The organism is Streptomyces sp. SID9727 (assembly GCF_010550605.1).
In the GTDB taxonomy this organism is placed as follows: domain Bacteria; phylum Actinomycetota; class Actinomycetes; order Streptomycetales; family Streptomycetaceae; genus Streptomyces.
Genome location: NZ_JAAGNI010000340.1, coordinates 17,445 through 30,025 on the forward strand (window position 1 = coordinate 17,445; position 12,581 = coordinate 30,025).

At 70.0% G+C, this 12,581-nt stretch carries 8 protein-coding genes, 4 tRNA genes and 1 pseudogene; 5 read left to right on the top strand and 8 right to left on the bottom strand.

Annotated features, from left to right (window positions below):
* Positions 1-43 precede the first annotated feature (43 nt).
* The gene (gene purM / locus G3I41_RS23145) at positions 44-1,117 is read left to right on the top strand and encodes a phosphoribosylformylglycinamidine cyclo-ligase (RefSeq protein ID WP_164402312.1); all 1,074 of its coding nucleotides are present in this window, start codon (positions 44-46) and stop codon (positions 1,115-1,117) included.
* A 150-nt stretch (positions 1,118-1,267) separates the two neighbouring features.
* Here the strand turns inward: purM and G3I41_RS23150 are convergent, their stop codons facing one another.
* Both G3I41_RS23150 and G3I41_RS23155 read right to left on the bottom strand, forming a co-directional pair.
* Positions 1,268-1,525: a DUF3073 domain-containing protein gene (locus tag G3I41_RS23150; RefSeq protein WP_073966783.1), complete on the bottom strand. Its 258-nt coding sequence runs from the start codon at positions 1,523-1,525 to the stop codon at positions 1,268-1,270.
* Positions 1,526-1,814: 289 nt separating this feature from the next.
* A complete protein-coding gene (locus tag G3I41_RS23155; RefSeq protein WP_164402313.1) occupies positions 1,815-2,906 on the bottom strand; it encodes a Glu/Leu/Phe/Val dehydrogenase dimerization domain-containing protein in 1,092 nt (363 codons plus the stop codon).
* A 177-nt stretch (positions 2,907-3,083) separates the two neighbouring features.
* On the opposite strand from G3I41_RS23155, the gene G3I41_RS23160 reads away from it, so the two are divergent.
* Complete coding sequence (locus G3I41_RS23160; protein WP_164402314.1) at positions 3,084-3,929, top strand: hypothetical protein; 846 nt, start codon at positions 3,084-3,086, stop codon at positions 3,927-3,929.
* Between the two features lie 534 nt (positions 3,930-4,463).
* A complete protein-coding gene (gene bldC, locus G3I41_RS23165) occupies positions 4,464-4,670 on the top strand; it encodes a developmental transcriptional regulator BldC (protein ID WP_003949541.1) in 207 nt (68 codons plus the stop codon).
* Positions 4,671-5,452: 782 nt separating this feature from the next.
* Here the strand turns inward: bldC and G3I41_RS23170 are convergent.
* The 6 genes from G3I41_RS23170 to G3I41_RS23195 form a co-directional block, all read right to left on the bottom strand.
* Positions 5,453-5,527: transfer RNA gene (locus tag G3I41_RS23170), tRNA-Asp, on the bottom strand.
* A 105-nt stretch (positions 5,528-5,632) separates the two neighbouring features.
* The gene (gene hrpA / locus G3I41_RS23175; protein WP_164402315.1) at positions 5,633-9,577 is read right to left on the bottom strand and encodes an ATP-dependent RNA helicase HrpA; all 3,945 of its coding nucleotides are present in this window, start codon (positions 9,575-9,577) and stop codon (positions 5,633-5,635) included.
* Between the two features lie 124 nt (positions 9,578-9,701).
* Positions 9,702-9,778: transfer RNA gene (locus G3I41_RS23180), tRNA-Phe, on the bottom strand.
* 24 nt (positions 9,779-9,802) lie between these two features.
* Positions 9,803-9,877 (bottom strand) — tRNA-Asp (locus G3I41_RS23185).
* 38 nt (positions 9,878-9,915) lie between these two features.
* Positions 9,916-9,988: transfer RNA gene (locus tag G3I41_RS23190), tRNA-Glu, on the bottom strand.
* 80 nt (positions 9,989-10,068) lie between these two features.
* Entirely contained in the window at positions 10,069-11,586 is a 1,518-nt protein-coding gene (locus tag G3I41_RS23195) for a metallophosphoesterase (RefSeq protein ID WP_164402316.1), read from the bottom strand.
* Between the two features lie 227 nt (positions 11,587-11,813).
* Here G3I41_RS23195 and G3I41_RS23200 point away from each other — a divergent pair, with 227 nt between their 5' ends.
* Together G3I41_RS23200 and G3I41_RS23205 are read left to right on the top strand one after the other, a co-directional pair.
* The gene (locus tag G3I41_RS23200; protein WP_343242212.1) at positions 11,814-12,164 is read left to right on the top strand and encodes a metallopeptidase family protein; all 351 of its coding nucleotides are present in this window, start codon (positions 11,814-11,816) and stop codon (positions 12,162-12,164) included.
* A 136-nt stretch (positions 12,165-12,300) separates the two neighbouring features.
* Positions 12,301-12,581, top strand: a pseudogene (locus G3I41_RS23205) (hypothetical protein); the annotation flags it as partial.

Consider the following 12,581-nt stretch of genomic DNA (forward strand, 5'->3'; position numbering starts at 1 on the left):
CCCTTCCCCCAGCCCCGTATCTCCACACGAAAGATCCCAGGCAATGTCTGAGACAACAGGTGCTTCCTACGCGGCAGCGGGCGTCGACATCGAGGCCGGCGACCGCGCCGTCGAGCTGATGAAGGAGTGGGTGAAGAAGACGCAGCGTCCCGAGGTCGCGGGTCTCGGCGGCCTCGGCGGTTTCGCCGGCCTCTTCGACGCCTCGGCGCTCAAGCGCTACGAGCGTCCGCTCCTGGCCTCCGCCACGGACGGCGTCGGCACCAAGGTCGACCTCGCCCGCCAGATGGGCGTGTACGACACGATCGGTCACGACCTCGTCGGCATGGTCGTGGACGACCTCGTCGTCTGTGGCGCCGAGCCGCTGTTCATGACCGACTACATCTGCGTCGGCAAGGTGCACCCCGAGCGTGTCGCGGCCATCGTCAAGGGCATCGCCGAGGGCTGTGTGCTGGCCGGCTGCGCGCTGGTCGGCGGCGAGACCGCCGAACACCCCGGTCTGCTGGGCGCGGACGACTTCGACGTGGCCGGAGCGGGTACGGGCGTGGTCGAGGCCGACCGACTGCTGGGCCCCGACCGCATCCGCGAGGGCGACGCCGTGATCGCCATGGCGTCCTCCGGGCTTCACTCGAACGGGTACTCGCTCGTCCGGCACGTGGTGTTCGACCGGGCCGGCTGGGCGCTGGACCGCCAGATCGAGGAGTTCGGCCGGACCCTGGGCGAGGAGCTCCTGGAGCCGACCCGGATCTATTCGCTGGACTGCCTGGCCCTCACCCGTACGACCGAGGTGCACGGCTTCAGCCACGTCACCGGCGGCGGCCTGGCCAACAACCTGGCCCGGGTCATCCCGGACGACCTGCACGCGACGGTGGACCGCTCCACGTGGACGCCGGGCGCGGTGTTCGACCTCGTCGGCAAGGCCGGCCAGGTCGAGCAGCTGGAGCTGGAGAAGACGCTCAACATGGGCGTCGGCATGATCGCGGTCGTCCCCGCCGAGTCCGTGGACGCGGCCCTGACGACGCTGGCCGACCGGGGCGTCGACTCCTGGGTCGCCGGGGAGATCACCGCCCGTGGCGACCACGCGACCGGCGCCGAACTGGTGGGTTCGTACGCACGCTGAGCGGGAACACCGGTCGGGCCGACGGGCCCGGCCGGTCACCGGCGGCCTCGCCCTTCCCGTAGGCGGGCAGCACACATCCCAGTCCGTACGCAGGCAGCACAAAACCCGGTCCGGAGAAGCTCCGAACCGGGGTGATGTGTCAGCGCGAGGTCAAGCGCCGCGGCGCTTGGACGACGGACCGGACTGGTCGTTCTCGTCCTCGTCCTCGTCGTTGTTGTACAGATCCGCGTACTGTGCGTACGGGTCATCTTCCTCGTCGTCATCCTCGAACGGCTCCGCGTTCGGTGGCTGACTCGAAGTCGATGCGCCCAGCTCACTGGCCAGACGCGACAGGTCCGTCCCGCCGGTGCTGTATTTCAGCTGGCGGGCGACCTTGGTCTGCTTGGCCTTTGCCCGGCCGCGCCCCATGGCTCGACCCCCTCGGTGACGGGGCTCGACGGCCCCAGAGTCTTGACACGCGTTCATGTTTCAGGACGGACTCTCGGCAGAGAGACCGTGCCTGTAGAGCTTTAACGGTACCTGCTTCCGCGGCCATACGGTACGCCGCCCGCATCACGCGCCCCGGAAGAGGACCCTCGAGACGCCCTGTCCTCGCTGGTCAACTGCGATTTTAACCTCTTATCGGCAGGCGACCCGCCGACCGGCGTGAGTCTTGTCTCGCCGGTCGGCGGGTCGCGGCCGCACGGAGGGGTGCGGGTCAGCCGCGGCGGGCATCCGCCATCCGCTGTTCGGCGATCCGGTCGGCCGCGGCAGCCGGCGGAATGCCGTCTTCCTTCGCACGTGCGAATATGGCCAGCGTGGTGTCGAAGATCTTCGTGGCCTTCGCCTTGCACCGGTCGAAGTCGAATCCGTGCAGCTCGTCGGCGACCTGGATGACTCCGCCCGCGTTCACCACGTAGTCGGGCGCGTACAGGATGGCGCGGTCGGCCAGGTCCTTCTCGACGCCCGGGTGCGCGAGCTGGTTGTTGGCCGCGCCGCACACCACCTTCGCGGTGAGCACCGGCACGGTGTGATCGTCGAGGGCGCCGCCCAGCGCGCACGGGGCGTAGATGTCCAGGCCCTCGGTACGGATCAGCGCGGCGGTGTCGGCCGCGACGGCGACCTCGGGGTGCTTGTCGGTGATCCGGCGCACGGATTCCTCGCGCACATCGGTGATCACGACCTCGGCGCCGTCCGCGAGCAGGTGCTCGACCAGGTAGTGGCCGACCTTGCCGACGCCGGCGACCCCCACTTTTCGGCCACGCAACGTCGGGTCGCCCCACAGGTGCTGGGCCGAGGCCCGCATGCCCTGGAAGACGCCGTACGCGGTCAGCACCGACGAGTCGCCGGCGCCGCCGTTCTCGGGGGAGCGGCCGGTGGTCCAGCGGCACTCACGGGCCACGACGTCCATGTCGGCGACGTAGGTGCCGACGTCGCAGGCCGTCACGTACCGGCCGCCGAGCGAGGCGACGAACCGGCCGTAGGCCAGCAGCAGTTCCTCGCTCTTGATCTGCTCGGGGTCGCCGATGATGACGGCCTTGCCGCCGCCGTGGTCGAGCCCGGCCAGGGCGTTCTTGTACGACATGCCGCGCGCGAGGTTCAGCGCGTCGGCGACGGCCTCGGCCTCGGAGGCGTACGGGTAGAAGCGGGTGCCGCCGAGGGCGGGGCCCAGAGCGGTGGAGTGGAGGGCGATGACGGCCTTGAGGCCGCTGGCCCGGTCCTGGCAGAGGACGACTTGTTCGTGTCCGCCCTGGTCCGAGTGGAACAGGGTGTGCAGGACATCGACAGGCGCGCCGGTCACATCGGTCACTGTGGTGACTCCCAAGTACGAAGCGGCGGAAAGACCCTCCTGAAGGTGGGGAGGGCCCGCCGGACCGGCCGTACGGACGGCCCGGCTGGGCAAGAGCGTAAGTCCTACCCCCACGTAGATCTGTTCCAGTGCCAAGGATCACCCCCTACCGGGGGACAGGCGTGACACGATCACCGCATGTCGGTGGTGTCTTCCGTGCTGGTTCCCTACGCGTCCTACCTCCGGGTGTACGAGCCACTGGCGGCCTTCCCGGAGGGCGAACGCGCCCATTGGGCCCGCTATGCGGCCCGCGACCGGGTGCCCACGGCACAGGACGAACTCAGGCGCTCGCTGGCCGAGTTGGCGGCGACCCCGCCCGCCGGGGTGCCGGCGCACGAGAGCGCCGACGCGTTCGTGGCCGAGGTGGACGGCGTGGTGTGCGTGTGCCCGTGGCGGACCCGGCTGCGCGGCTGGCTGGCGCTGGACGGGCTGGCGGAGCTGTTCCCCGGGCCGGTGCTCGACGCGGTGCTGCCGCCGGTGGTGCGCGGCCAGGCGCTGGCGGACCACGAGCGGTGGGCGGAGCGCAATCCGGACGCCCGGCCGTGGATCAGGACGGCGGTGTGGCAGGTTCCGGTGCGTTGGTTCGTGCTGTTCGCGGACGAGGAGCGGGAGCACGTGGTCGCCGGGCCGGACGGGGAGCCTCCGGTGTTCCGCTACCGGACGCCGATGGTCGAGGCGCGGCGCCGGCTGGCCAGGTCGCTGCGGACGTTGCGGGAGACGATGGACGAGGGGCCGCTGACCACGGGGCTGGTGGACGTCGGGCGGTGGCTGGAGGAGTTCCACCCGCGCTCGCTCGTGGAGCTGGACTACGGCGGGCTCGTGCACGCGCTGCCGGAGCGGGAACTCAGCGTGGACCGGAGCGCCGCCGACGTGGCGGAGGGGATCGCCGCGCTGCGGGCGGGCGACGCGGAGAGGGCGGCCGAGGCGTACGCGCGTCTCGCGGAGCGCTGGCGGGCCGTAAGGGACCGTCAGTTCGCCAACTGACCGCCGAGACACCTTGAGCGGGCGGCTCGTGAACCAGTGTCGGATGTGACACGTGTGGGTGAAGGGGCGGAAGGTTCACGAGGGGTGGCGGGACCTACGTCCCGAACCGGGCCTTTGCCTCAACCGTGATGGATAGCACTTACGGGGCCCTTGCGCCCTTCCCTACCCCTCGTGTCAAAATAGGACAAGGAGTCCGGTGAGGGCTCCATCCGTCCATGTATGGGCGGATCGCTCAGCATTGCACGCTATGGGGGGTCTGATGGCTCCTGATCGCTCTGTGACTGATCGTCACGGTGGTGTGACTGTCCGCTATGGCATGGTCCATCGGCTTTCCGTCGCTGATGAACACCTGGGAGGGCAATTCCATCGGTTTGGCCGACGTGGCTGGACGGATGGTGTAGTTGTAGTGCCGAGGACAAGCCGTTCGTCCTATAACCGACTCGGCCTGCGTCCGCCATTTCGGGCAACGTGGGTCAAGGTGCAGAATTTAGAGGAAAGAACCGAGATGGTTCGGTTCTCCCGAGGAGGCCGCTCATGACCGCTCGCACCCCTGATGCCGAGCCGCTGCTGACCCCGGCTGAGGTTGCCACGATGTTCCGCGTGGACCCGAAGACGGTTACCCGTTGGGCGAAGGCAGGCAAGCTCACGTCCATCCGCACGCTCGGTGGGCATCGCCGGTACCGCGAGGCAGAGGTCCGCGCACTGCTTGCGGGTATTCCGCAGCAGCGCAGCGAGGCCTGACGAAACCCTGTCACCCCGTCACACCTGGGCTCCTGGGTCCCCCAACCCATGTGCTCACCCATAGCTCCATATGACGGGCGCCCGCCCCAACGGGCGCCGTACCCGTGCCGTACGGGTCATGTCATCCGATCGCGCTGGACTCCGCCGGGTCCAGCGCGATTTTTTTGCGCCTGCACCGGTTCCGCCCGGCAGCTGCTCCCCTGCCGGCCCCACGGCGGAGTCCGCGCGGCCCGGACCGGTGGCCGGGGCATCGCCGAGGGTGTCGGCGGGTGGTGCGGGGGTATCCGGAAGACATCCTTCCGTGAGGTGCAATTGCACATATTAAATTCGCTAGTTGTAGGAAGGGTGTAAAGGCCCCCCTTCTCAAAACTGATTCAGTGACACCCGTCACACCGCACGAGTGTTGCCAACTACGAGCCTGCCACTGTGAGGAAGTCGATGGCCGCGCCGAAGGTCATCTCGTGGGAGGACTTAGGTCCTCGCCCGCGAAGGCCGCACGCAGGCCCGTCGGCGCCTTGCGGGCGGCTCGGGTGGTCCGGAGGCCCGATCCGGCGTCCGGGCGGCCTGCGGGGCCGTCACGGGCTTCAGGGCGAGCCGCAACGGGCGGGTGCCCGCCCGCGGCGACTCGCGCCCGCGGCTGCCCCCATCGCGACCTCCTGGTGCACGTGCGCCTCCCCGCTCCGGAACGGCGGTGCGGCATCAGGCTTCTGAGTACTCGTCGGCGAAGACCGCGGTCAAGACGCGCGAAAGCCCGGATCGATGAGATCCGGGCTTTCGTTCTGCGGTCCTGACGGGATTTGAACCCGCGGCCTCCACCTTGACAGGGTGGCGAGCACTCCTAACTGCTCCACAGGACCAGGTTTCGCTGCCTTCCTCGCGTCCGGCTGCGAAAACAGACTGTACAGGAGTCCAGCCGGTGCGGTCGAACTCACTGCGGGTGGCGGTGCCGTTACGGAAACCCCCTACGGGGCCGCGGCGTCGATCGCCTTCACGATCCGCTTGTCCGAGACGGGGAACGCGGTGCCCAGGGCGTGCGCGAAGTAGCTCACCCGCAGCTCCTCGATCATCCAGCGGATGTCCAGCACCTCCTGCGGGACGGGCCGGCCCTTGGGCAGCTGCTCCAGCAGCCAGGCGTACTCGTCCTGCATCTCGTGGACCTTCTCCATGCGCGTGGTGTCGCGCTGGACGTTGGTCGGCATCTGCTGGAGCCTGCGGTCCTCCGCCACCAGGTAGCGCATCAGGTCGGGCAGCCTGCGCAGGCCGGTCGCGGTGACGAAGCCGGGCGGCACCAACCGCGCCAGGTGTTCGCGCACGTCCGTGACGTTGTTGATCAGCACCAGGCTGTTGGTGGCCTTCAGCCGGCGCTCGCACGCCTGCCAGGCCGCCAGGATCTGCTGCACCTGGCCGACCGTGCGCACGGTCAGGTCCACCAGGTCCGCGCGCACCTTGTCGTAGAGCGTCCGGAACGACGCCTCGTCCCAGGCGGGGCCGCCGTGAGCCGCGATCAGCCGGTCGGCGGCCGCCGTCGCACAGTCGTCGAAGAGGGCCTGGATCGAGCCGTGCGGGTTGCGGGACAGGGCCAGCTTCTGCTGGTTCGTCAGCTTGTCCGACGCGAACTTCGCCGGGTTGACCGGGATGTTCAGCAGGATCAGCTTCCGGGTGCCGCGCCACATCGCCTGCGCCTGCTCGGCCTCCGTGTCGAAGAGGCGTACGGCCACGGTGCCCGCCGCGGCTCCCTCCTGGTCGACCAGCGCCGGGTACGCCTTGACCGGCTGACCGGCCCTCCGCGTCTCGAAGACCTTGTCCAGCGTGCCGATCGTCCAGTCCTTCAGCCCCGAACGTTCGATGGATTCCCCGGAGGGCCCCGCGGTGGCCGCGGCGGCCTTGGAGAGGGCCTGACGGGCCTTCGGACGCAGCTGGAGCTTCAGGGCCTCCAGGTCCTTGTCCTCGGCGACCCTGCGGCGCCGCTCGTCCACGATCCGGAAGGTGATCTTGAGGTGGTCCGGGACCCGGCTCAGGTCGAAGTCGTCCGCGGTGACGGGGACCCCGACCATCCGCTGGAGCTCGCGGGCCAGCGTCGCAGGCAGCGGCTCCTGGAGGGGCACGGCCCGGTCCAGGAACTTGGCGGCGTAGTTCGGCGCGGGCACGTAGTGCCGGCGGATCGGCTTGGGCAGCGAGCGGATCAGTTCGGTGACGACCTCCTCGCGCAGGCCCGGGATCTGCCAGTCGAAGCCCTCGGCCGTCACCTGGTTGAGCACCTGAAGCGGAATGTGGACGGTCACACCGTCGGCGTCCGCGCCCGGCTCGAACTGGTAGGTCACCCGGAACTTCAGCTTCCCCTGCCGCCAGGAGTCCGGGTAGTCGTCCTTGGTGACGGCCCCGGCCTTCTCGTTGATGAGCATCGAGCGCTCGAAGTCGAGCGCGTCCGGCTCGTCGCGTCGCTTGTGCTTCCACCACGAGTCGAAGTGGGCGCCGGAGACGATGTGTTCGGGGATGCGCTGGTCGTAGAAGTCGAACAGCGTCTCGTCGTCCACGAGGATGTCGCGGCGCCGTGCGCGGTGCTCCAGCTCCTCGACCTCGCCGAGCAGTTTGCGGTTGTCGTGGAAGAACTGGTGGTGCGTGCGCCAGTCGCCCTCGACCAGGGCGTTGCGGATGAAGAGGTCCCGCGAGGTCTCCTGGTCGATCCGGCCGAAATTGATCTTGCGCTGGGCGACGATCGGCACGCCGTACAGCGTGACCCGCTCGTACGCCATCACCGCGGCCTGGTCCTTCTCCCAGTGCGGCTCGCTGTAGGTGCGCTTCAGCAGATGCTGGGCCAGCGGCTCGATCCACTCCGGCTCTACCTTGGCGTTGACCCGTGCCCAGAGCCGGGACGTCTCCACCAGCTCCGCCGACATCACGAACCGCGGCTGCTTCTTGAACAGCGCGGACCCGGGGAAGACCGCGAACTTGGCGCTGCGGGCGCCCAGGTACTCGTTCTTCTCGGTGTCCTTCAGCCCGATGTGCGACAGCAGTCCGGCCAGCAGCGAGGTGTGCACCGCCTGCTCGGGCGCGTCAGCACCCGTCGAGGACTCCTCGAGCTCCATACCCATCTGCTTGGCGACCGTGCGCAGCTGGGCGTAGATGTCCTGCCACTCGCGGATGCGGAGGAAGTTCAGGTACTCCTGCTTGCACATCCGGCGGAAGCTGGAGGAGCCGCGCTCCTTCTGCTGCTCCCTGATGTAGCGCCACAGGTTCAGGAACGCCAGGAAGTCGGACGTCTCGTCCTTGAACCGGGCGTGCTGCTGGTCGGCCTGCGTCTGCTTGTCGGAGGGCCGCTCGCGCGGGTCCTGGATGGAGAGCGCGGCGGCGATGACCATGACCTCGCGGACGCAGCCGTTGCGGTCGGCCTCGACGACCATACGGGCGAGGCGCGGGTCGACCGGCAGCTGCGAGAGCTTGCGGCCGAGCGGCGTGAGGCGCTTCTTCGGATCCTTCTCCGCGGGGTCGAGTGCGCCGAGCTCCTGGAGCAGCTGCACGCCGTCGCGGATGTTGCGGTGGTCCGGCGGGTCGATGAAGGGGAACTTCTCGATGTCGCCGAGGCCGGCGGCGGTCATCTGGAGGATGACGGACGCCAGGTTCGTCCGCAGGATCTCCGCGTCGGTGAACTCCGGGCGGGTCAGGAAGTCGTCCTCGGAGTACAGCCGGATGCAGATGCCGTCCGAGGTACGGCCGCAGCGGCCCTTGCGCTGGTTGGCGCTGGCCTGCGAGATCCGCTCGATCGGCAGCCGCTGCACCTTGGTGCGGTGGCTGTAGCGGGAGATGCGGGCGGTGCCCGGGTCGATCACGTACGTGATGCCGGGGACGGTCAGCGAGGTCTCGGCGACGTTGGTGGCCAGCACGATCCTGCGCCCCGTGTGGCGTTGGAACACCCGGTGCTGCTCGGCGTGCGACAGGCGTGCGTAGAGGGGGAGTACCTCGGTGTTGCGCAGGTTGCGTTTGCCGAGCGCGTCGGCGGTGTCGCGGATCTCGCGCTCGCCGGAGAGGAAGACCAGGACGTCACCGGGGCCCTCGCCCTGGAGTTCGTCCACGGCCTCGCAGATCGCGGTGATCTGGTCGCGGTCGGCGTCGTCGCCGTCCTCCTCGAGGAGCGGCCGATAACGGACCTCCACCGGATACGTACGCCCGCTGACCTCGATGATCGGGGCGTCGCCGAAGTGGCGCGAGAAGCGTTCCGGGTCGATGGTCGCGGAGGTGACGACGACCTTCAGGTCGGGCCGCCTGGGCAGCAGCCGGGCCAGGTAGCCGAGCAGGAAGTCGATGTTCAGCGACCGCTCGTGGGCCTCGTCGATGATGATCGTGTCGTACGCGAGCAGCTCGCGGTCCGTCTGGATCTCGGCGAGCAGGATGCCGTCCGTCATCAGCTTGACGAAGGTCGCGTCCGGGTTCACCTGGTCGGTGAAGCGGACCTTCCAGCCGACGGTCTCGCCGAGCGGCGTCTTCAGCTCGTCGGCGATCCGCTCGGCCACCGTGCGCGCGGCGATCCGGCGCGGCTGGGTGTGGCCGATCATGCCCCGGAGACCCCGGCCCAGCTCCATGCAGATCTTGGGGATCTGGGTGGTCTTGCCGGAGCCGGTCTCACCCGCGACGATCACGACCTGGTGGTCGCGTATCGCCTCCAGGATCTCGTTCTTCTTCTGGCTGACCGGGAGCTGTTCGGGGTACGTGACGGCGGGCATCCGGCCGGCCCGCTGAGTGAGCCGCCCGGCTGCCTTGTCCGCCTGGGCGGCGATCTCGTCCAGCACGGCCCGCTGGGCCTCGGGCTTGCGGATGCGGCGGGCGCCTTCGAGGCGGCGGCCGAGCCGGTTCGCGTCGCGGAGCGAGAGCTGCGCGAGCCGGGACTGGAGATCGGCGAAGGAAGTAGACATACGGATCCCAGGATCTCACCCGGGCCGGAGGAAGAGCGAACCCATTTCGGGCGGCGGTCCCTCCGGGGCGGACGGAGGCGAACCGGCACGACAAAGGCCCCGTCCTGCGGACGGGGCCTTCGGGTGGTGGCTGGGGCCGGGATCGAACCGGCGACCTATCGCTTTTCAGGCGATCGCTCGTACCAACTGAGCTACCCAGCCACAAGGTTTCACGTGAAACCTCAGCGGTCCTGACGGGATTTGAACCCGCGGCCTCCACCTTGACAGGGTGGCGAGCACTCCTAACTGCTCCACAGGACCAAGCAATGTGCGAGACAAGTCTCGCACACGTTCAAGCGTGCCCCCAACGGGATTCGAACCCGTGCTACCGCCTTGAAAGGGCGGCGTCCTGGGCCACTAGACGATGAGGGCTAAGGGCCCACCTGCGCGCCTTGCAGCGCGTCGGGGACGTGAGAAGCATATGGGATGCCGGCGGCGTTCGCCAAAACGGTTTACGGGGACGGGGTCGGAGCGGTCGGGGACGGGCTCGTGAGGGGCGGCTTCTGCGCCGGCAGATGGCGGCTGACCTCGGCCGTCGTCAGTCCGAGGCCGCCCAGGGTGATCTCGTCCCAGGCCTGCAGGCGGCGGGTGGAGCGGTCCAGATAGAGCACCGACGCGAGCACCTGTTCCGGCTTCTTGTTCTGGACGGCCCGCAGCCCGCCGCCGCCCGTGGAGCCCTCGACCATCAGCCGGGTGCCGCCCTTCAGGACCTCGTTCTGCCGGTGGTGCACATGGCCGGCCAGCGCCAGCGGCACCTCGCCGTCCGTCTCCTTCACCGCCTCCGGCTCATGGGCGACGGCGATGTCGACGGGTGTCCCGGACCGCTGCTGCTCACGCAGGGCGGCGGCGAGCGTGCGGCCGGCCACCCCCTCGACGTCCTCGGCCTGCTCGGGGCCCGTCCGGTCCGGGGTGAACTGCGGGTCTCCGACCCCGGCGACCCGCAGCCCGCCGACGGTTACGGCCCGGCCCTGGTCCAGGACGTGCACGTTCGGGAAGCGCTTCTTGTCGGCCAGGTACTTCTGTGTCACCGCCGAGTCGTGGTTCCCGCGCACCCAGATGTAGGGGGCGCCGAGGTCGGCGATGGGGTCCAGGAAGCTGTTCTCGACCGCTGTGCCGTGGTCCATCGTGTCGCCGGAGTCGATGATCACGTCGATGTCGTACTGCTCGACGAGCGAGCCGATGATGTGCCACGCGGCCGGGTTGAGGTGGACGTCCGAGACGTGCAGGACGCGCAGCGTCGCCGGGTCCGGGGCGTAGACGGGAAGCGTCGAGGTGGCGTCGTACAGCTTGGTGACGTTGGTGACCAGGCGGGCCAGCTCCTGCTGGTAGACGTCGAAGTCGCTGACGATCGAGCGGGCATCGCCGACGACCGAAGGGGCGCTGGAGAGCAGCCCGGAGAACTTCGGCTCCAGGACCGACTTCGGGTTCCAGGTGGCGTACGCGCCGACGCCGGACGCGGCGAGCAGCGCGAGGGCCAGCCCCCCGGCCGCCAGGGCCCGGCGCGGTCGGCGGTAGACCGCGAGGCCCAGCGCCGTCGCCCCGGTCACCACCGCCACGCAGGAGCGCAGGGCCAGCTCGCGGGTGCCGTCCGCGACGTCCGACGTGACCTCGTCCTCCAGTCCGGCCAGCCGTTCGGGGTGCTGGACCAGGGCCTGCGAGCGGACCGGGTCGAGCCGGTCCACGTCCACGTCGAGGCGGACCGGGGCGTGGTGCGAGTCCAGCTCCAGGGCGCCGAGCGGGGAGACGTTGATCTTGGTGCCGCCGCTGAGCGAGGGCCGCAGGGTCATCGTCGTGTCCATCGGCCCCACGGTCGTCCGGACGCTGCCGACCGCGAGCAGCCCGAGCCAGGCGCCGAACAGCACCACGACGACCAGTCCGAGGGCCCGGACGAACGGCCGGGGCGCGGCGAGGGGCCCGTGGGCGGCGCGGCGGGGTATCGGGCGGCGGAGGGGGAGTCGGGCGCGGGCCATTGGGTGCCCCTGCCCCAGTCGTGGCACGGGTATGCCGGGGCGCGGGGACGGGCGAAGGGGCGGGTGGACGGACCGGCGAAGGGGTGGGTGAACGGACGGGGGGACGGACCGCGAAGGGACGGGTGAACGGACGGGTGGACGGGCCGGCGAAGGGGCGGGTGGACGGGCCGGCGAAGGGGTGGGCGCGGGCCTGGGCGGGCCGGGTGGCCGTACGGGACAATGGCCGGGTGCTGGAGATGACGCGGGAAGCGTTCGAGGAACTGGTCGCCGAGGCGCTGGACCGGATCCCGCCGGAGCTGACCCGGCTGATGGACAACGTCGCGGTCTTCGTCGAGGACGAGCCGGAGTCCGACGACCCGGAACTGCTCGGGCTGTACGAGGGCACGCCGCTGACCGAGCGCGGTGAGTGGTACGCGGGCGTGCTGCCGGACCGGATCACGATCTACCGGGGTCCGACGCTGCGGATGTGCGGGACGCGCGAGGACGTGGTGGCCGAGACGGAGATCACCGTCGTCCACGAGATCGCCCATCACTTCGGCATCGACGACGAGAGGCTGCACGCGCTCGGCTACGGGTGAGCCCGGCGCGGGGCGCGCGTCGGGAAGGAGCCGGCCCGCCGGGCGTGTCCCGGGCGGGGTCGCGGGAGTTGGGCACAGCGCACCCGGCTCGTTCATGTCAGGCCCCGTCCTTCCTCGCGTCCCCGGAGGTGCCCTCGTGCGCCAGTTCTCCGTCCCTGTCCGCTGGGCAGCGGTCACCGCTGTCACGCTCGCCACGTCCACCGGCTGTATGAGCGTCGGCTCCGACGGGGCGGAACCGGTGCCCTCGCGGTCCGCCGAGCCGAAGGACGCCGCCGTCGAGCCGAACGGCGCCACGGTGACGGGGACCGGCCGCTCCCGGTTCGGAGGTGCCGGTGCGCAGTCGGAGCGCCGGGGCGCCGGGCCGAGCGCTTCCGCGTCGCCCTCCGCGAGCGGTCCGGCCGCCGACGGGCCGGGGGG